This window comes from Alloprevotella sp. (assembly GCF_057240785.1).
Window position 1 is genome coordinate 11,870 of record NZ_DBHHRH010000026.1, and the last position, 19,012, is coordinate 30,881.

Consider the following 19,012-nt stretch of genomic DNA (forward strand, 5'->3'; position numbering starts at 1 on the left):
ATTATGCGTCCATTATATAGAAATTTATTTTTGCTCTTTGGCATCGTCAGTGTTATCATTATGATGTATGGTTTCGGTGTTGATTTCACCGACCTTCATCAGCGGATAGCCAGAGTAGGGCTCTATCTTCCTGCCGTTGTAGGTATTTGGGTTTTTGTTTATGCCTTTAATGCAGGGGCTTTTTATGAGATTGTCAATAGTGGAAACCATGATAAACATTTGTCCTACCTCCATGCCTACAAACTTACGGTGAGTGGCTTTGCTTTTAGTTATACCACTCCTTTTGGCTTTGGAGGTGCACCTTATCGCGTGATGGAATTGAGTAGCTATATCGGAACTCCGCGTGCAATGAGTTGTACTGTGCTGTATTCAATGATGCACATTCTGTCTCATTTCTTCTTGTGGATGACAGGAGTTATAATGTTTATCATTCTCTATTTAGACAAGATGAATGCCCTCTTTTCAACACTGTTCGCTATCTTCACGTTGGTGTTCTGTATCGTTATATATTTCTTCTACTATGGCTATAAAAATGGAATGATAGTAAAGCTTTACGGTATTCTGTTGCATATTCCTTTTGTGAAGAAATATGCTAGGAAATTTTACGAGAAGAATATCGAAAGCATGAAGCAAGTAGATCAAAACATAGCCTATTTGCATAGTCAGCCACGTGCTTTTTATTCGGCACTGGTGATGGAATATGTTGGACGTGTTATTAACTCCTATGAATACTACTTCATTCTTTTGAGTCTAGGCTTTCCTGTATCGTTCGGTGATGCTCTGTTGGTCTTGGCTTTTTCTTCTCTCATTGGCAATGTTTTATTCTTTTTCCCGATGCAGTTGGGTGCGCGTGAAGGGTCGCTAGCCTTTATTGTGAAACTTTTAGGTTTTGGTACTCTCTCCATCGGACTCTTTGCGAGTTTCTATACACGTATCCGTGAACTTTTTTGGATCATTGTGGGCGTATCGTTAGTGAAAGTAGGAACTAAAAAGATAATGAAGTGATTAAGTCTGTTATTTTCGATTATGGCGGCACGCTCGATACGAATGCGCGGCATTGGGCTCATGTACTTTGGGATGGATTTCAGGCAGTGAAGCTTCCAGTTACAGAGGCACAGTTTCGTGAGGCCTATGTATTTGGAGAACGTGCCTTGGCAAAAGCACCTATTATAAACTCTGATGATGATTTCTACGCCTTGCTCTGCAAAAAAGTGCGTCAAGAACTGCTTTGGCTGGATTTTAAAGAGTATTTCATAACAACCAAGTCTGAACGCTTACAGCTCTCTCAACGTATTGCCACCTTCTGTAACGACTATGTTTTACAGCAATTACTACAAACCCGAAGTGTATTGGAAGAGTTGCAAAAAAGGTATAGGCTAGTGTTGGTTTCAAATTTCTATGGGAATATAGAAACCATTCTGCGCTCCTATCAGCTGGAGTATTTTTCTGCGATAATTGAAAGTGCTGTGGTCGGAGTGAGAAAACCAGATCCACGTATCTATCAGTTGGGAGTAGATGCCTGCTGCTGCAAAGCATCCGAAGTATGTGTCGTAGGCGATAGTTTCAGTAAGGATATTCTCCCCGCATCAAGTGTGGGCTGTCAAACAATTTGGCTGAAAGGCAAAGGCTGGACAGACAAAGAAGAGGATGAGTCAATCCCCAATGCCGTTGTGACAGATTTGAAAGACCTTCTGCAGTATCTCTGACAAGTTGAAAACTTCATTTGAACTATTCTATGAATAATTGTGATACTTATTTTGTAAAAAAATCTCGCATTCTGTAGCCTCGAGAATCGTTTAAAATCCAGCGTTGTTGCCTGCGGTTGAAAATAACGTAATCTCGACGCATTATTAAATTAGGACTAAATTCATGCTTTCGGTAGAAAAATGCAATTTCTCGCCGAGAAATTTTATTTTCTATACTACAAATTTTATTTTGCCCTATAGAAATTTGAATTACAATAAGGAAAAAATCAAACGCAATAAGGATATTAGCTGGTTGCCTTATTGTATTTTTAGACAGAATAAGGAAAAAAGCGACTTTTCGGTACGTTTTGATTGCTATTTTTGTGTAAAATTATCATTCATCCCTGTCTTTTACCCTAAATTTTGGAGTAAGGTCTTCAATATTTCTTCCTTTTCTATTTCCTTTCGTGCTTTTTTTGAAAAAAATAGATTCTTTCACATCTATCTCAAGAAAATGGATTGTCAAATAAAAGGGCGGTAAATATAGTCGTTGGTGTGTAGAGATTTTACCTTTTGAATAGATAGATTTTAAGGAGCTTTTGTAATGATGAAAACGAAGTTTTTTCTCATAGTATAAAATGCACTACGATGCAAGTAGATAACAAGCAAATATTACTATTAGCCCCAGTTCGATTTAATGAAATTTTCTATTGTGAGTCTCAAACCGAATTGGGGGGAGAGTGTGTTTGTTTTTTGCCTTTTATTGGAGATACGGATTCTGTCGCTTTTCTTCTCCAACTGTTGTTGTGTCGCCGTGTCCTGGACATACGGTGACATCTTCTGGCAGTGTAAGAATATTGTTCTTTAGGCTACTGATAAGGCTGTCGTAGTTACCCCCTGGGAAGTCTGTGCGGCCAATTTCGTGATAGAAGAGACTATCTCCAGAGAAAAGGATACGTTCTTTCTCGCAGTAGAAACATACGCCTCCAGGTGTGTGTCCAGGTGTGGCGATTATGTCCAACTTATGTGTACCAAAAGTGATGGTTTCTCCAGCATCGAAGATTCTTCCTACGGGTGGTTGTATGATAGGTAATTCGCGGTGTAGGAACATTTCCAACTGTTTGGGAAGCTGCTTGTAGAGTTGTACTTCGTTGCGTGACATTTCCGGTAGTATATTGTAGGTTTTATAGATGAAACCATCGCCGAAAATATGGTCGAAATGACAATGAGTATTGATGAGGTGCGTAACTTTTAGTTCGTTGTCATTGATATAGCTGCGGAAAGCATCGGCTTCCTCGGGATAGAGGATGCCACAGTCGATAACAACCGCGTCTTTACTTTCATCGGAAAGAACATAGCAGTTCTCTTCGATCATATTGACCACAAATTTTTGAACCTTGAGCATATTGACTCTCTTTTATTCTAAAATGGTAGATAGGTAACTTTTTTTGTCTCGAAGAACTCATCTGCAAAGAAATCGGATAAGTTCCAAATCTTAACTTTATTGCCAAAAGGTTTGAGTTCCTCAGTAAGATCACCGCCTTTTAGGCAGATGAGGCCATTCTTGAGGGGGTTACGTTGTGTTTTGGAGACATTCTTTTCTACCAATTTAGCTAAATCAGCCGTATTCATAACAGCGCGACTCACCACGAAGTCGAATTTACGCTTCTCTTCAATGACGTTGCGATGCACGGCTTCTACATTTTTCAGTCCGATAGCTTCGGCAACGGCCGTAGCCACTCGTATCTTCTTCCCTATACTGTCCTCTAGTACAAATTGGCATTCGGGGAATAAGATGGCCAAGGGAATGCCAGGAAAACCTCCGCCCGTGCCCACATCTAAGATGGAGGAACCAGAAGTAAACTCAATTACTTTTGCAATACCAAAGGAATGAAGTACGTGGTGAACGAAAAGATTGTCAATGTCCTTGCGTGAAATCACATTTATCTTTGCGTTCCAATCGCGGTAGAGGGCATCAAGTGCTTCTATCTGCCTTCGTTGTTTTTCTGTGAGGTTGGGGAATGTTTTGAAAATTATTTCAGCTGTCATTATTTTATAGTTATGGAGTGCGAAAATAGGAATGAATCATAGAAAAGCAAAATGCAATGATTGCTTTCCTTGAAAAGAGGAGGAACTTTCCAAAGCAAACAGTATTGCTGGCTTTAGAAAATTTTGCGCAAACTTTTAGAGAAGTTGAAAAGCGTCAGCATCTTGAAGAAATGGAAACTTTTGTCGGAAAGAGTTTAGTTCTTCAATGGAAATATCAGTTGTTTGAATGGTAGGAGAGCAACCTAAATCGAGAACGCGTTTACCTTCTGGACTGATAACACAGCTTCCTCCGTCGTAGTGTAAGGCCTTTTCATCTCCTGTCCTATTTACACAGATAACATAGCTTTGGTTCTCTATGGCACGTGCCGTCAATAGAGCATCTAACGCTGGTCGTCGGCTTGCAGGCCAGCAGGCTACATAAATAATTGCATCATAGTCGGTATTTGTATTGCGGGAGAATACAGGGAAGCGTAAGTCGTAACAGATTTGTAGTAGGAAACGGAAGCCTCCGAAGTGGACAATCTTACGTTCATGCCCACTGTCGAAATTTTTGTCCTCACCTCCAAAGCGGAAAAGATGGTGTTTGTCGTAGAAAGAAGAGCTGGTGGGTGTGACAAAATAGAAGCGATTGACAAATTTTCCATTCTCCCTACGAAAGGGAAGCGAACCTGCAATAGCACAATGGGATTCTTTCGCGATACGTTCCATCCAGTGAAGAGCTAAGGAAGCATCTTTTGCTCCTTCAGTACAGAAACCTGTGGCCCACATCTCGGGAAGGATGTACAAGTCGGCTTTTTCTGTTTGCAAGATAAAATTTTCAGCTTGTTGGATGTTGGCTTCAATATCCTGCCAAATGCTGTTGAGCTGGATAAGTGCTATCTTCATTGTTTATAGAGTTGAATCGTTGATGGAAAGTCGCAAAAAAGTGCGGTCATCAAAAGAGGAATTCCCTTCGATGAGGCATTTTGTGGCGGGATTCTCATGTATGCAAAGAGGATCTTGCGATAGAACGCGCTCTAAATAGTCTTCTGATTCTTGCAATGTATCGAAAAGACGCGGATAACCATCGCTTGCCAAGATGAGCTGCTTAGCATCGCTCACAGAAACTACGGAGACGAGCTCGGGTGGGATAGGTGTGCCGTCGAGGACGGGATAGCGAAAAATATTGGCAGGATTCGTGTCATTTTGAAAATGACATTGTTCGCGAAGTTCGTTGAAGATAAAGTTACGACCAATATCGTTTTTGAGCAGCTCATTAGTGGAGTATCCTTTCTTTAAGGCATATTTCACAATGTCGCATCTGATTTGTGTCAAGAGAGTATCAATGAGCTTCGGGTGTGTATGTGTTATTCCGCAGAAGCGACTTTGACAATCTCCAATGAACCACAATTCTTTTCGCTGCTTACTAAAGATTACTGCCGAGCACGTAAGTCGATAAGCTGCCTCCTTGTGGAGTAAGTCAGGAACTGCTGAGGCAAGAGCTTCTGTAAGATACAAGAGCGCTTCGGACATAGAAATATTGGACGGCAAGTGAGATATGGCTTCTCGTATAGTTTCCGTGGCAAATTGTCCTTTGGATTTATTGCCAATGCGGAATTCAACTTTAGATGTACTACCATCAATGACCGCCGCGAAGTCGTTGGTTACAATCCATCCATCTTCGTTTGTAGCCTCGCTGTGCTTGCCTTTGGTGAAAACTTCTATGATGTGCATAATGAGAAGGGGAGTGGGGTAGATACAAGAAAAGAAAAACACCGCTAAGGCCTTGTGGAGGCTTAGGTCTGTAAGTGTCCACAAAATCTTAGCGGTGTTCAGTGAAAAGAAGCTACAAATTATTCGTAGCGACTATAGTTGGGTGCTTCGCTCGTAATCGTAATGTCGTGCGGATGACTTTCAAGAACGCCCGCATTAGTGATGCGTGTGAATTTAGCATTGTGAAGAGCTTCGATAGTGCCCGCACCACAGTAGCCCATACCGCTGCGTAAACCGCCGCAAAGCTGATAGATGACTTCCTGTACCGTGCCTTTGTAGGGAACTCGACCAGCAATACCTTCAGGTACTAACTTTTTCGCCTCTACTACGCCCGATTGGAAATAGCGATCCTTAGAACCATTCTCCATGGCTTCCAAAGAGCCCATACCTCTATAGGCTTTGAACTTGCGTCCGTTGAAGATGATAGTATCGCCTGGACTTTCTTCTGTACCAGCTACAAGCGAACCGATCATAACGCAGTGTCCCCCTGCAGCCAGAGCCTTAACAATGTCGCCACTATAGCGTAGGCCGCCATCTGCAATGAGAGGAACGTCTGTTCCTTTAAGTGCACAAGCAACATCATAGACGGCACTCAACTGTGGTACACCAACGCCAGCAACAATACGTGTAGTGCAAATACTTCCAGGACCAATGCCAACTTTGATTGCATCTGCTCCAGCTTGTGCCAGCATATGGGCAGCTTCGCCAGTAGCAACATTTCCTACTACAATATCTACATTTTTGAATGAAGCCTTAGCCTCTTTCAGCTTTTCAATAACAGCTTTGGAATGTCCATGAGCAGTGTCGATTACAATGGCATCTGCTCCTGCTTGAATCAGACTCTCCATGCGTTGCAGCGTATCTTGTGTTACACCAACACCTGCAGCAACACGTAGGCGTCCCTTCTCGTCTTTGGCAGCCATCGGTTTATCCTTGGCTTTCGTAATATCTTTATAGGTGATCAAGCCCACCAGATGATTGTCCTTATCAACAACGGGCAACTTCTCTATCTTGTTTTCTTGGAGAATACGAGCAGCACCAGCTAAGTCCGTTTGTTGCGTCGTTGTGACAAGATTTTCTTTTGTCATAACGTCCTCAACCTTCTTTTGCAAGTCGTTCTCGAAACGTAAGTCACGATTGGTAACGATGCCCACCAAATGCATTTCATCATCTACTACAGGGATGCCACCGATATGGTATTCAGACATAAGTTGTAAGGCACCGCCGACTGTGCTACCGCGGTGGATTGTCACAGGGTCGTATATCATGCCGTTTTCTGCTCTCTTTACGATGGCAACTTGTCGGGCTTGATCTTCAATACTCATATTCTTATGAATGACACCAATTCCTCCTTCTCGAGCCATGGCTATGGCCATGTTAGCTTCAGTAACGGTATCCATTGCTGCCGATACGAAAGGTATCTGCAACTCAATGTTCCGTGAGAAACGGGTAGCCAAACTCACAGTGCGCGGAAGGACTTCTGAATAAGCGGGAAGGAGAAGGACGTCGTCAAAGGTAAGACCGTCCATGACAATTCTGTCTGCAATAAAATCTGATTTCATAAATATAGGGCGATTTTAATTGCGCGCAAAAGTACTCATTTCTTTTTATTTTTCAAAATAATCAAGATTGATTATATAAAAATGCATTTTCTTTTTCCTTCAAGTTAGGGAATGTTTCCTTATCTCTGATTTGCGAAGATAACATTTGGTGTCGATGATATTCCTTCATCGTTAACTCTTGTAAATAAGAATAGTATTGGAAGTTATGGCACAAATAATAATCTTCATGCTGTATTAAATTGATAAAAGTCGCTATATTCTGCGGAGCATCTTATTATAATCATAGTAGGAGGCCTTTGGTTGCCTTTAGAAAATACTGTCTGTTTTTAATGATATTATATTTCTTAATGTCAAGATGTTACTATGTTTTATTCTATAGCCCTTCAATATCTTCAATATAGCCCATTGAGAAGCATAATGAGGTGGAATATAAAATATCTAAAACGAATTGTGTAATTGATACATAAGGACTAAATTTGCACCAAATTCAAAATTGACTGAAAATGCATAAAATAGCAACCCTGCTGACTTTTTCGCTTACTTTGACTGTTGGGGCTCAAGTTGTTGACCCTGTAATTATGACTGTGAACGGAAAACAAGTGACGCGCTCAGAATTTGAGTATAGTTTTAATAAGAATGGGAACCCAGAAAAAGCAGTAGATATAAGGGCTATAGAGGACTATGTCCCGATGTTTATAAATTATAAATTAAAGGTTGCTGCGGCTGAGGCTGCACGTTTAGATACACTCAGTTCCTTCAAAAAGGAATTTATGACATATCGAGATATGCAGCTGACCCCCTATTTGGTGGATTCGACCTTTATAGACAGTGTTGCTACTTCTATTTATAAAGATTCGGAAAAACAATTGAACGGACATGACTTGTTGAAGCCATCGCATATATTGATTCTTGTACCAGCCTCTGCAACGGAGGCAGAGAAGGAAATATATAGACAGAGAATTGATTCAATTTATTCTGCTCTACAACATGGAGCTGACTTTGCTACTTTAGCTAAAGAAAAATCGCAAGATCCAGGTTCGGCGCTACAAGGTGGACAACTTCCGTGGATAGGCCCAGGTAGTACTTTGAAGGAATTTGAAGATGCTGCTTATGCGCTTAAGGTTGGAGAGTTTTCTAAGCCTGTTGAAACAGCGGTTGGTTTTCATATCATTCGCATGGATGAACGTAAGCCGCTTGAACCGTATGCTGTTCTTCGCCCACAAATCTTTGCAGCACTTAAACAACAAGGAATCGACGAAGCTTCTGCCGAAGCGAAAATAAAAAAAATTGTAGCTGCCTCCAAAGGTCGATTGACGCGAGAACTTGTTTTAGATAGTGTTTTTGTTGCGAATAGTTCTGACTTGAATCTTCGTTATTTGGTGCAAGAATATCATGATGGCTTGTTACTCTATGAAGTGAGTAAGAGAGAGGTTTGGGATAAAGTAGCGCAAGATACTTCTGCTTTAGAACAGCAATTTAAGAAAAATAAAAAGCAGTATGCATGGACAGAACCGCGTTTCAAGGGTTTTGTTATTCATGCCAAGGATGAAAAAAAAATGAAGGCAGCTCAAACTATACTAAAGAAAACTGCTGATGGAGACTGGAAGAAAGCTATAAGAGAGACTTTTAATAAAGATAGTGTAACAGTAACTGTTTCTGGTCCTTATCTTGTAAAAAAAGGAGAAAATCGTTATGTGGATGCAGAGGTCTTTGGTGGAGAAACCGTGAAGTCAAATAGCAATTATCCATATTCGGGTGTGGAAGGTCAGGTCCTTAAACAGCCAAAATCTTATTTAGATGTTAAGTCAGCAGTGATTAACGATGTGCAGGATAAAAGAACAGAAGAATGGGTTAAGCGTTTACGCAACGAATATTCTTTTAATGTTAACCAAGATGTTGTTAAAACAGTAAATAAACACTAAGCTTACCTTTATGAAAAAGATATTACTGATGCTTATGTGCATCGCAGCTATGACAACATGGGCGCAGAACAATAATAATGTAGTGGACCAAGTGGTTTGGGTTGTTGGTGATGAACCTATTTTCCTTTCAGATGTAGAAGAAATGAGATTAGGAATGGAAGAAAGTCGTCAGACAATTACCAATCCTTATTGTACAATTCCAGAACAATTGGCTGTTCAAAAATTGTTTCTTCATCAAGCAGATATAGATAGCTTGTATGCTGATGAGGCCACGGTTATTGCCGATGCTGATGAAACAATGGATAGAGCTATGCAAGCTTATGGTTCACGCGAAGCTATTGAGGCCGTTTTCCATAAAAGCTATCAGCAGATGCGTGAAGAACAAAAACGCTTAGCACGAGATAGAGATCGAGTGAATCAAGTACAACGTAAATTAGTAAGTGGTGTAAAGGTAACTCCCTCAGAAGTACGAAATTATTTCCAAAAGCTTCCGCAGGATAGCTTGCCTTTTGTTCCTGAACAAGTTGAAGTGCAAATTATAACATCTCAACCACGTGTTAGTCGTGATGAAGTAGAACGAATTGAGAATACATTACGTGGTTATGCACAGCGTGTTAATACTGGCGAAACTGAATTCGCAACGCTTGCTCGCTTCTATAGTCAAGATGAGGGGAGTGCAAGAAATGGTGGAGAACTTGGTTACAAAGCTCGTGGGGAGCTAGTTCCTGAATTTGCTAATGTAGCATTTAGTTTAAACGATCCAAAGAAAGTGTCTAAAATTGTAAAGTCAGAATTTGGTTATCATATCATTCAATTGATTGATAAGAGAGGAGATAGAGTTAATTGTAGACATATCCTCCTAAAACCAGAGATACCTGATAGTCAGTTTGTTACTAGTTGCGCACGTCTTGATTCTATTGCAGGAGATATTCGTAAACACACATTTACCTTTGAAGCTGCTGCTAGAACTCTTTCCGATGATAAAGATACGCGCAACAACAATGGTTTAATGAATTTTTACTCACGTGAGAACAATTCATCCTCAGCTCGTGTTCAATTGAAAGATTTGAATGCGGATATTGCTAAAGTTGTTGATACACTAAAAGTAGGAGAAATATCTAAAGCTTTCACTTATACAAATGATAAAGGACAGAAAGTTTGTGCGATTGTAAAGTTGAAAGAGCGTATTGATGCTCATCGAGCTAATGTTACTGAAGACTTCCAACTCCTTCGTTCAGTTGTTTATGGCAAGAAGTGTCAAGATAAGATAGACGAGTGGATAGAAGATAAAGCACAGAAGACTTATGTGCGTATTATGCCAGGTTGGCGTAATTGTGACTTTAAGTATAAGTGGATGAAGTGACACGAGTCACTATGAAGAGGAAAGGAAAAAAACAAATATGTGTATTAGTCCTAGTTTCAATACTAGGACTTTTGTGGCTTGACGCTTTTGCTGCACGTCCTAAGAAAAGCATAAATGAACGTATCTTTTTAGTTCATGCTGATAACCTACGATATAATGAGTTTGAACAACCTAATGCACAACGATTGAGTGGAAAAGTTCATTTCCGACAGGGGAATATGAATATGTATGCAGATAGTGCTGTGTATTTTCAAGCTGCCAATTCTTTTGAAGCTTTTGGACATGTGCGTATATTGCAAGGCGATACAATGTCCTTGGTTGGTGAACACCTTTATTATGACGGCGAGGCGATGTTGGCACAAATGCGTCGCAACGTTACTTTACGTCATCGTAAGCAAATTCTGATGACTGATAGTTTGAATTTTGATCGGCTTTATGATGTGGGCTATTTCTTTAATGGAGGGCGACTTGTCGATGGGCAAAATGATTTGACTTCAGATTGGGGAGAGTATTATTTAGGTGAACAAAAAGCTTCGTTTAATTTTAATGTAAAATTGAAGAATCCTAAGTTTACCTTAACTACAGATACCTTGCACTATAATGTCCGTACAAAATGGGCTGAAGTTCAAGGACCATCCAATATATATCATGATAAAGACGTGGTATATACAGAGCGAGGGTATTACAATTCAGAAAAAGAAATATATCGTCTGTCTAATAGGTCTAAGCGTGCAGAATTATATCATAATGCGATCACTCATAATGGGCGGATAACTGACTATGAGAGTCGCTTACTTGGAGATTCTCTTGTTTATGGGAAGAATGATAAAATGAAAGTTTTTGGACATGTCTTCTACGAGGATAAAAAGAATAGAGGTCAGTTGATGGGAGACTATGGTGAGTATCATGAAGTTTTTGGGATAGCAATGGCTACGGGACATGCTTTAGCAAAAGAATATTCTCAAGGCAAAGATACGCTCTTTGTTCATGCAGATACTCTTCGCCTTTATTCCTATGATGTAGAGACAAATAAGCCGAAAACAAAAGACACAAAAAATATTTATCGTGTTCTTCACGGATATTTTCATGTTCGCTCTTTCCGTAATGATGTGCAAGCTGTTTGTGATTCTCTTGTCTTTAATTCTCAAAAGAAGTTACTTACACTTTATCGTGATCCGATAGTGTGGAATGACAACCGACAAGTGTTGGGTGAAGAGATTAATGTCTTCACGAACGATTCAACGATAGACAGTATACATGTTGATCGCCAAGCATTACTTGTCGAACAGTTGCAAACGGACTCGGCCATTGTCTATAATCAAATAGCGGGGCAACAAATGCGGAGTTATTTTATAAATGGGCAAATGGATCATAACGAAGTCCAAGGAAATGTTTGCATCGTATATTATCCTCTTGATAAGGATAGTATCTTAGATAATGTAGTCTATGCCGAAACCTCCAAGTTGCGTATGACTTTGGCTAATAAGAAACTGAAGCGCATTTGGGGCCCTGCAACAACAGGAACTGTATATCCCGCTGCACTTGCTCCGTCAGACAAAACGAAGCTGTCAAATTTTGCTTGGTTTGATTATATCCGCCCTCTAAATAAAAATGATTTGTTTACTTGGCGAGGGAAAAAGAAAGGTACTGAATTAAAAATAATGCCACGTCGGGAGCCTCCTTTACAACACTTCTCTAAAGAAAAGGACTTTTCTAAAGAATAGTGTATACTACAAATAAGAAGATAATGAGTGATATTATTCATCTATTGCCAGATACTGTTGCCAACCAAATAGCCGCAGGAGAAGTGATTCAACGTCCTTCCTCTGTTATTAAGGAATTGGTGGAAAATTCTATTGATGCAGGTGCTACTTTGATACAAGTTTATGTGGTAGAGGCTGGAAAAACAAGTATTCAAGTTATTGATAACGGTAAAGGAATGAGCGAAACTGATGCTCGCTTGGCTTTTGAGCGTCATGCGACATCTAAGATTCGGGAGGCATCAGATCTATTTAATCTCTGTACAATGGGATTTCGCGGAGAAGCTTTAGCCTCTATTGTTGCTGTAGCTCAGGTGGAATTGCGTACTCGTCAGAAAGAAAGAGAAATAGGAATATGTCTACAAGTAGAGGGAGGGAAATTTAAAGACGAGCAACCAATTGCTTGTCCTATTGGTGCAAACTTTCTAGTGCGTAATTTATTTTTTAATGTGCCGGCACGCAGGAAGTTCTTAAAATCTAACCAAACAGAACTGAGCAATGTTGTTCAAGAGTTTGAGCGTATAGCTTTGGCTCACCCTGCAGTTTCATTTAAACTTTATTCTAATGGAACTTTGATGCACGACCTTGTCAGTGGTAATTTTCGTCAGAGAATTTCTGGTATTTTTGGGCGTAAGATGGATCAACAATTGATCCCTGTTAATGCTGATACAGAACTGGCAAAAATAACAGGTTTTGTGGGGTGTCCTGAAAGTTCGCGTAAGAAAGGGGCTCGTCAGTATTTCTTTGTTAATGCTCGATATATGCGCCATCCATATTTTTCAAAAGCAGTACAAAGTGCATTTGAGCGTTTGATTCCTGAGAATGAGCAAGTTCCTTATTTTCTAAATTTCGAAGTAGATCCTCATCGGATAGACGTCAATATTCATCCGACAAAGACAGAGATAAAATTCCAAGATGAGCAAGAACTTTGGCAAATTGTATTGGCAGCAGTACGCGATGCTTTAAGCAAGTTTAATGCAGTTCCAACTATTGACTTTGATACCGCTAATCGCCCACAATTACCAGTCTTTGATGAAACAATACCTGTACAGCAACCGCGTGTTCATATAGACCATACCTTTAATCCATTCAAAGAGTCTGTAGCTCGTAAAACTTCATGGGAAGAAGAATATAATCGTGCTTTTGGATTGAATAGTTCTGTTCAAAAACAGCCCTCTTTGTGGGACCAAAAAATAGAACAACCTCAGGCTGTAATAAATGAAGTTTTGTCTGTTACTGAGTTCTCTGGAACGAACTATCTGCAGTTTCGTGGGCGTTACATAGTTGTCAGTGTGAAGTCCGGTCTTATGTTTGTTGATCAGAATCGTGCACATTTTCGAATTCTGTATGATAAATTTCGTCAGCAGTTAAAAGGCCATAAGGGAACTCCACAAGGTATTTTATTTCCTCCTACTCTTCATCTTACACCTATTGAGAAAATCCAATTTAATACAGTTGTCGAAAATTTAAAAGCGCTTGGTTTTGAGTTTTCAAACACAGATGAAGTATATACAATTAAATGTATCCCAGCAGATTCAGCAGGTGTTGATCCAGAGTTTTTAGTACACGAATTGTTAGAGGTTAGTTCTACTGATTCTAGCTCAATTGGAGAGAATATTGCTCATCGTTTGGCATTAGGCTTAGCTCGGAAAAGTGCGATGCCCGTTGGAGAATTACTCGATAAGAATCAAATGGAGAATCTCCTTTCACAGTTGTTTTCCTGTTCCATGCCCAATTATACACCAGATGGACTACCTACACTTTCAATATTGCAAAATGAACAGGTCGATGCTCTCTTCTTATAACGATATCTTGTAAATTAGTCATTTGTTTAGTATTTTATTGATATAAATACCTTACAAATGCTTGTTTTATAGATGAAAAAATGGCGTTTTATGAAAAAAGTACAAATATGTTAGATACATCTATAAAACTTTATCTAACTTTGCACCTAAATAATAGGTGTATCATAACACATAAAGTTTCAGATATTAATGTTTCACTAAAATAAAAATAAGTATGAGAAAGTTAATGATTGCACTTGCTTTCGTAGGTCTTGCTACGTCAAGCATGGCTCAGGACTACAATGTAGTTCCTACCAAAAAGTACAGCGTTGCTACCAATTCTTTTTGGGCAAACTGGTTCATTAGTGTAGGTGGTCAGTATCAGGCTAGCTATTCTTCAGAAGAAGTTAAAGGTTTAAAGTTTGATCCCTTCCAGAAGGCTCGTGGTGAGTTTGGTTTCAATGTCGCTGTTGGTAAATGGTTTACTCCTGGCCTCGGTCTCCGTACGAAGTTTGAAGGTGTTTGGGCTGATCGTGTAATTTCTGAGAACAACCACAAAACGTATAATTATTGGAATATCCACGAGGATGTAATGTTTAATCTCTCTAACATCTTCTGTGGTTATAATGAGAAACGTGTTTGGAACTTTATACCTTATGCAGGTATTGGTGTGGTTCATAGCATGACAGATCATAATTATGATATTTCTTATCAAGCTGGTTTGTTGAACAACTTCCGTCTCTCTAATCACCTTTCTGCTTTCGTTGATGTTTATGCAAATGCATGGGAAGGAACTGTTGACAAGGCAACGAAGTATGGAGTTGTAGACAACTGGGCTAACTATAAGAAGAGTCGCGCTCGTCACTGGGATAAGAACCTCGGTGTTGCTGTCGGTCTTACTTATAACCTGGGTAAGAGCAACTGGGATAAGGTACCCGATGTTGATGCTTTGATGGCAATGAACAAGGAGCAGATGGATGCTCTGAATGCTTCTCTCAAAGAGCAACAGGATGAGAATGCACGTCTTCGCGATATGCTTGCTAACCAGCCTAAGGGTGGTGAAACCATTACGAAAACAGAAGTTCAGACAGTAACAACGGCTCAGTCAGTATTCTTCAACCTTGGTAGTAGCAAGATTGCTAGTCGCAAGGATCTCGTAAATGTTAAGGAACTTGCTGACTACGCTAAGCAAAATAATTCTACAATTGTAGTAACGGGTTATGCAGATAGTAAGACAGGTTCTGCAACTCTCAACCAGAAGCTCTCTCAGAACCGTGCTAATACTGTTGCTGATGAACTTGTTAAGATGGGTGTGAGTCGTAGCAATATCGAAACTGTTGCTGCAGGTGGCGTAAATACGCTTAATCCATTCAGCTACAACCGCCGTGCTACAGTGAAGATCAAGTAATTGCAACATCTAAAGTTCTAATAGGGGCATCTTTATAAGGTGTCCCTTTTTATTTTTTCTGTCTATACTATAAATCACACGTATTTCTCACACGCAAACGGATAGTGTATTGCCTTTTAACCACAATCACTGCTAGTGTCCCAAATCCTAAGCAAATTAAAAACTATGATCTAATGACTTTTAAGCAAAAAGAAATTATAGAAATGTTTGTGTAAGCCCTGTAGCAATATGTTGTTACAATACAGTTAATTTTTCTCATCTAAGATACACTATCTTTAGATATAGAAGGAAATTCTTAGGTTTTTCTCTTCCTATTCTACCTTAGCTTTTGTGCTATATTGATTTTGCTGCCTTTCGAGTTCAATTAATTTGGAATTATTTATTATAAAAACCCCTCAAAAAGATTTATGAATCTCAGTGAGGGGCTTGCTTTTATGCTTTATGCCTATTAGCTCTGCGTCTGCGGATATCTGCTTTCTTTTTTGCTGCACCACTTCCGTGTAAGCCTGTTATATAGGTTTTCTTCTTAGCTTTAGTTTTCACTTTGGCTTCTCCGCTCTTTTTTGAAAGCTTCGAACCTTTAAAGACTATTCCAGTAGTGATGGCTTGTTGAACTTCTTCTTCTCCTACGTGTCTATTCATTTTATTTCATCCTTGTTTAATGATGGAAAAGACGGATACCAGTAAAGGCCATAACAATGCCATATTTATCGCAAGTAGCAATGACATGATCGTCTCTTACGCTGCCACCTGCTTGAGCAACGTAAGCAACACCACTTTTGTGAGCGCGCTCAATGTTGTCTCCAAAGGGGAAGAATGCATCACTGCCTAGACATACTCCAGTGTTCTTTGCAATCCATTCTTTCTTTTCTTCTCGCGTCAACATCTCTGGCTTTTCTGTGAAGAACTTTTGCCATTCTCCATCTTTAAGAACATCTTCCCATTCTTCACTGATGTATATATCAATAGTATTGTCACGGTCTGCTCTCCTTATCTTTTCCACCCAAGGTAGGTTCATCACTTTAGGATGCTGGCGAAGCCACCAAATATCAGCCTTATTTCCTGCTAGTCTTGTACAGTGAATTCGGCTCTGTTGACCTGCACCAATGCCGATTGCTTGTCCATCCTTTACATAGCAGACCGAATTACTCTGTGTGTATTTTAGGATGATTAGTGCAATCTTTAAGTCACGCTTTGCTTCTTCCGATAAATCCTTATTGTTTGTTGGAATATTATCAAAGAGGTTATCACTTGTCAAATCAACTTCGTTGCGTCCTTGCTCGAAAGTGATTCCAAAGACCTGTTTCTGCTCAATAGGCTCAGGTTTGTAGTTTGTGTCGATTTGAATAACGTTGTATGTACCCTTTCTTTTTTCGCGTAGAACCTCTAAAGCCTCTTCTGTATAACTTGGTGCAATGACACCGTCACTCACTTCTCGCTTGATAAGTAGAGCAGTAGCTTTATCGCAGGTATCGCTCAGGGCAATAAAATCACCATAGGATGACATACGGTCAGCACCTCGGGCTCTCGCATAGGCAGAAGCTATTGAAGTTAATTCGAAATCCACATCATCTACCCAGTAGATTTTACGAAGTGTTTCATCTAGTGGTAATCCGATGGCGGCTCCTGCAGGCGAAACGTGTTTGAAACTCGCTGCAGCAGGAAAACCTGTAGCTTCTTTGAGTTCTTTTACAAGTTGCCAGCCATTGAGTGCATCAAGAAAGTTGATGTAGCCAGGTCGACCATTAAGTACTGTAACAGGGAGTTCTCCGTTTTTAATAAAAATACGGGCAGGTTTTTGGTTGGGGTTGCAACCATACTTTAAAGCCAATTCTTGCATAATGAAGATTGAATGATAAATTCGTTGCGAAGTTAGTGAAAAATGTGCGATAATTCTTTTTCAGGAAACAAAAACAAAAGCGGATTCCTCGAAGATGAAATCTTCGGAAATCCGCTATATCTATTTTATTGAAATATTCTTTTATTTCTTCTTTGGGTTGCTCAATTCAACGGTGAAACTCTTGTTATATCCTGTCTGGGTTTTTGCGCGAATCCATAGGACGCGATCCGTTGACATATTTGCACGCTTCACAGCATCATAGAAGTCATCAGTAGAGTTCAAATCCTTATCATTGACGCGCATTAAAATGACACCTTTAGTGATTCCTGCTTCTTTCATTTTACCATCGCGTACGGCTGTTACCATAAGTCCATGGCTGAGTGCCAACTCTTCTTTCTCGCTAGCCGTGAGTTTTCTCAGCGCTATACCTAGCTGCTCATCATCGATATTTTCAACAGCTGTGGTAGTGCCTTGCTGGTTGCGAAGTGTGAGAGATGTTGTTGTATTTCTTTTGTTTCTAAGATATGTTACACTGATTTTATCACCAGGACGATGATTAGCTAAGATTTCGTTTAGTTCTCCAAACTTGGTTACTTTCTTGCCGTCCACAGCTGTAATAACATCTCCCTCTTTGATTCCTGCAGCATGTGCAGCGCCATCGGAAGATACTTCGCCAACGTAAACTCCCTCGGTTGTACCCAGTTCAACTTCTTTTCCTTTTTCTTTTTGTGCATCGATATAGTTGATAACGTCTTGGCCACTAATTCCCATCAAAGCGCGTTGCACTGTTCCAAACTTTCGAAGATCAGCCACTACTTTGTTCATAATGCTTACGGGAATGGCGAAACCATAACCAGAGTAGGAACCTGTTTGCGAATAAATCATATTGTTGATTCCCACAAGTTCTCCGCGTGCGTTGACCAAAGCACCACCAGAGTTTCCTGGGTTGATAGCAGCATCTGTCTGAATGCTTGATTCTACAGCATTTCCTCCTGTAGTTCGAGCTTTGGCACTGACAATACCAGCTGTTACAGTTGAAGTTAAACTAAAGGGATTACCAATAGCAAGAACCCATTCTCCTAAACGAAGGTTGTCCGAATTGCCAATGGTGATAGGCTGTAGGTCTTTTGCTTCGATTTTGATTAATGCTAAGTCAGAATTCTTGTCTGTACCAATGATGCGTGCTTTAAACTCCCGATTATCATTGAGTTTTACAATCATCTCTGTTGCACCTTCCACAACGTGGTTATTTGTTACGATATACCCATCGCTTGTTAGGATAACGCCTGAGCCTGCCCCTTTGCGATCAGGTTCTTTATAGGTTCTTTGTTGAGAATCTCCACCGTTACCACGTCCAAAGAAGTCTCCGAAGAAATCCTCAAAAGGATTAGAATATTGTACAGTCCGTGATGAGCCCTCCACTGTCACTTTTATATAGACCACGGAATTGATCGCTTTTTCTGCGGCATAAGTCAAGTCTGGAAGGTTTTGATAAGTGGCGGGTACAGCATTTGTCTCAGAAATAGCAGTAGTGCCAGTTACTGCTGATTGTGCAGAACCATTGATGGTAGATTTAGCAACCATCGTTGCGGGCCATCCTAATGAAAAGGCCACTGCGGCTAACATAAATCCTTTTTTCATAATTAATTTGTTTATTATATGTTGATTTAGTTATGTGTAATATTCTTTTTTGTTTTTGTTCTTGCAAAAATAAACGTATTTGTTACTGTTGTATTAAAAGATTTTTGAAAAATCATCAAACGGCCTTTTCTTTTAACAAATTTAATTTTTAAGTTGCTGGATTGATGCGTTTAGTGTTGATTTTGATAATTCTTTTCCATTCTTGCTCTATTTTTACTCGTTGTAGTTACTTTATTTATGATATTA

15 protein-coding genes are annotated in these 19,012 nt (G+C 39.8%); 7 read left to right on the forward strand and 8 right to left on the reverse strand.

Features of this window, described 5'->3' with window-relative positions:
• The first annotated feature begins 3 nt into the window (after positions 1-3).
• A complete protein-coding gene (locus tag ACO4R2_RS05805) occupies positions 4-1,005 on the forward strand; it encodes a lysylphosphatidylglycerol synthase transmembrane domain-containing protein (protein ID WP_484769532.1) in 1,002 nt (333 codons plus the stop codon).
• Positions 1,002-1,706, forward strand: coding sequence for an HAD family hydrolase (locus ACO4R2_RS05810; RefSeq protein ID WP_484769533.1), 705 nt, complete (start codon positions 1,002-1,004; stop codon positions 1,704-1,706). Before ACO4R2_RS05805 ends, ACO4R2_RS05810 begins: the two co-directional genes overlap by 4 nt.
• 739 nt (positions 1,707-2,445) lie before the next feature.
• Here the strand turns inward: ACO4R2_RS05810 and ACO4R2_RS05815 are convergent.
• From ACO4R2_RS05815 to guaB, 5 genes are all read right to left on the reverse strand, one after another.
• Positions 2,446-3,090 (reverse strand): MBL fold metallo-hydrolase, encoded by a 645-nt coding sequence (locus tag ACO4R2_RS05815; RefSeq protein ID WP_484769534.1) that lies wholly within the window; start codon positions 3,088-3,090, stop codon positions 2,446-2,448.
• A 17-nt stretch (positions 3,091-3,107) separates the two neighbouring features.
• Entirely contained in the window at positions 3,108-3,734 is a 627-nt protein-coding gene (rsmG, locus tag ACO4R2_RS05820; RefSeq protein WP_347719282.1) for a 16S rRNA (guanine(527)-N(7))-methyltransferase RsmG, read from the reverse strand.
• Positions 3,735-3,869: 135 nt separating this feature from the next.
• Positions 3,870-4,619: a nitrilase-related carbon-nitrogen hydrolase gene (locus ACO4R2_RS05825; protein ID WP_484769535.1), complete on the reverse strand. Its 750-nt coding sequence runs from the start codon at positions 4,617-4,619 to the stop codon at positions 3,870-3,872.
• Positions 4,620-4,622: 3 nt separating this feature from the next.
• On the reverse strand, positions 4,623-5,447 hold the full coding sequence (locus tag ACO4R2_RS05830) for a hypothetical protein (RefSeq protein WP_484769536.1): 825 nt from the start codon (positions 5,445-5,447) through the stop codon (positions 4,623-4,625).
• Between the two features lie 119 nt (positions 5,448-5,566).
• A complete protein-coding gene (gene guaB / locus ACO4R2_RS05835) occupies positions 5,567-7,048 on the reverse strand; it encodes an IMP dehydrogenase (RefSeq protein WP_311490972.1) in 1,482 nt (493 codons plus the stop codon).
• Between the two features lie 503 nt (positions 7,049-7,551).
• Here guaB and ACO4R2_RS05840 point away from each other — a divergent pair.
• The 5 genes from ACO4R2_RS05840 (at position 7,552) to ACO4R2_RS05860 (ending at position 15,285) form a co-directional block, all read left to right on the forward strand.
• On the forward strand, positions 7,552-8,970 hold the full coding sequence (locus ACO4R2_RS05840) for a peptidylprolyl isomerase (RefSeq protein WP_484769537.1): 1,419 nt from the start codon (positions 7,552-7,554) through the stop codon (positions 8,968-8,970).
• 10 nt (positions 8,971-8,980) lie between these two features.
• A complete protein-coding gene (locus tag ACO4R2_RS05845; RefSeq protein WP_311490970.1) occupies positions 8,981-10,333 on the forward strand; it encodes a peptidylprolyl isomerase in 1,353 nt (450 codons plus the stop codon).
• Between the two features lie 11 nt (positions 10,334-10,344).
• Positions 10,345-12,057 carry an OstA-like protein gene (locus ACO4R2_RS05850; protein WP_311490969.1) on the forward strand — a complete coding sequence of 571 codons (1,713 nt, stop codon included), beginning with the start codon at positions 10,345-10,347 and terminating at the stop codon, positions 12,055-12,057.
• 23 nt (positions 12,058-12,080) lie between these two features.
• On the forward strand, positions 12,081-13,898 hold the full coding sequence (gene mutL / locus ACO4R2_RS05855; RefSeq protein WP_484769538.1) for a DNA mismatch repair endonuclease MutL: 1,818 nt from the start codon (positions 12,081-12,083) through the stop codon (positions 13,896-13,898).
• A gap of 214 nt (positions 13,899-14,112) precedes the next feature.
• Positions 14,113-15,285 carry an OmpA family protein gene (locus ACO4R2_RS05860; RefSeq protein WP_311490967.1) on the forward strand — a complete coding sequence of 391 codons (1,173 nt, stop codon included), beginning with the start codon at positions 14,113-14,115 and terminating at the stop codon, positions 15,283-15,285.
• Positions 15,286-15,717: 432 nt separating this feature from the next.
• Here ACO4R2_RS05860 and ACO4R2_RS05865 read toward each other — a convergent pair whose 3' ends face one another.
• The 3 genes from ACO4R2_RS05865 to ACO4R2_RS05875 form a co-directional block, all read right to left on the reverse strand.
• Positions 15,718-15,927 carry a hypothetical protein gene (locus ACO4R2_RS05865; RefSeq protein ID WP_311490942.1) on the reverse strand — a complete coding sequence of 70 codons (210 nt, stop codon included), beginning with the start codon at positions 15,925-15,927 and terminating at the stop codon, positions 15,718-15,720.
• A 16-nt stretch (positions 15,928-15,943) separates the two neighbouring features.
• Positions 15,944-17,125: a phosphoribosylaminoimidazolecarboxamide formyltransferase gene (locus ACO4R2_RS05870; protein WP_347719276.1), complete on the reverse strand. Its 1,182-nt coding sequence runs from the start codon at positions 17,123-17,125 to the stop codon at positions 15,944-15,946.
• A 141-nt stretch (positions 17,126-17,266) separates the two neighbouring features.
• Positions 17,267-18,766 carry a Do family serine endopeptidase gene (locus ACO4R2_RS05875; protein WP_484769539.1) on the reverse strand — a complete coding sequence of 500 codons (1,500 nt, stop codon included), beginning with the start codon at positions 18,764-18,766 and terminating at the stop codon, positions 17,267-17,269.
• Positions 18,767-19,012: the final 246 nt, after the last annotated feature.

Excerpts from the sequence above, each read along its gene's own strand:
- ACO4R2_RS05830 (WP_484769536.1), bottom strand. The coding sequence starts at position 5,447 with ATGCACATCATAGAAGTTTTCACCAAAGGCAAGCACAGCGAGGCTACA.
- ACO4R2_RS05860 (WP_311490967.1), top strand. The coding sequence starts at position 14,113 with ATGAGAAAGTTAATGATTGCACTTGCTTTCGTAGGTCTTGCTACGTCA.
- rsmG (WP_347719282.1), bottom strand. The coding sequence starts at position 3,734 with ATGACAGCTGAAATAATTTTCAAAACATTCCCCAACCTCACAGAAAAA.
- ACO4R2_RS05815 (WP_484769534.1), bottom strand. The coding sequence starts at position 3,090 with ATGCTCAAGGTTCAAAAATTTGTGGTCAATATGATCGAAGAGAACTGC.
- ACO4R2_RS05825 (WP_484769535.1), bottom strand. The coding sequence starts at position 4,619 with ATGAAGATAGCACTTATCCAGCTCAACAGCATTTGGCAGGATATTGAA.
- ACO4R2_RS05840 (WP_484769537.1), top strand. The coding sequence starts at position 7,552 with ATGCATAAAATAGCAACCCTGCTGACTTTTTCGCTTACTTTGACTGTT.
- ACO4R2_RS05865 (WP_311490942.1), bottom strand. The coding sequence starts at position 15,927 with ATGAATAGACACGTAGGAGAAGAAGAAGTTCAACAAGCCATCACTACT.
- ACO4R2_RS05805 (WP_484769532.1), top strand. The coding sequence starts at position 4 with ATGCGTCCATTATATAGAAATTTATTTTTGCTCTTTGGCATCGTCAGT.
- mutL (WP_484769538.1), top strand. The coding sequence starts at position 12,081 with ATGAGTGATATTATTCATCTATTGCCAGATACTGTTGCCAACCAAATA.
- ACO4R2_RS05870 (WP_347719276.1), bottom strand. The coding sequence starts at position 17,125 with ATGCAAGAATTGGCTTTAAAGTATGGTTGCAACCCCAACCAAAAACCT.
- guaB (WP_311490972.1), bottom strand. The coding sequence starts at position 7,048 with ATGAAATCAGATTTTATTGCAGACAGAATTGTCATGGACGGTCTTACC.
- ACO4R2_RS05845 (WP_311490970.1), top strand. The coding sequence starts at position 8,981 with ATGAAAAAGATATTACTGATGCTTATGTGCATCGCAGCTATGACAACA.
- ACO4R2_RS05875 (WP_484769539.1), bottom strand. The coding sequence starts at position 18,766 with ATGAAAAAAGGATTTATGTTAGCCGCAGTGGCCTTTTCATTAGGATGG.
- ACO4R2_RS05850 (WP_311490969.1), top strand. The coding sequence starts at position 10,345 with ATGAAGAGGAAAGGAAAAAAACAAATATGTGTATTAGTCCTAGTTTCA.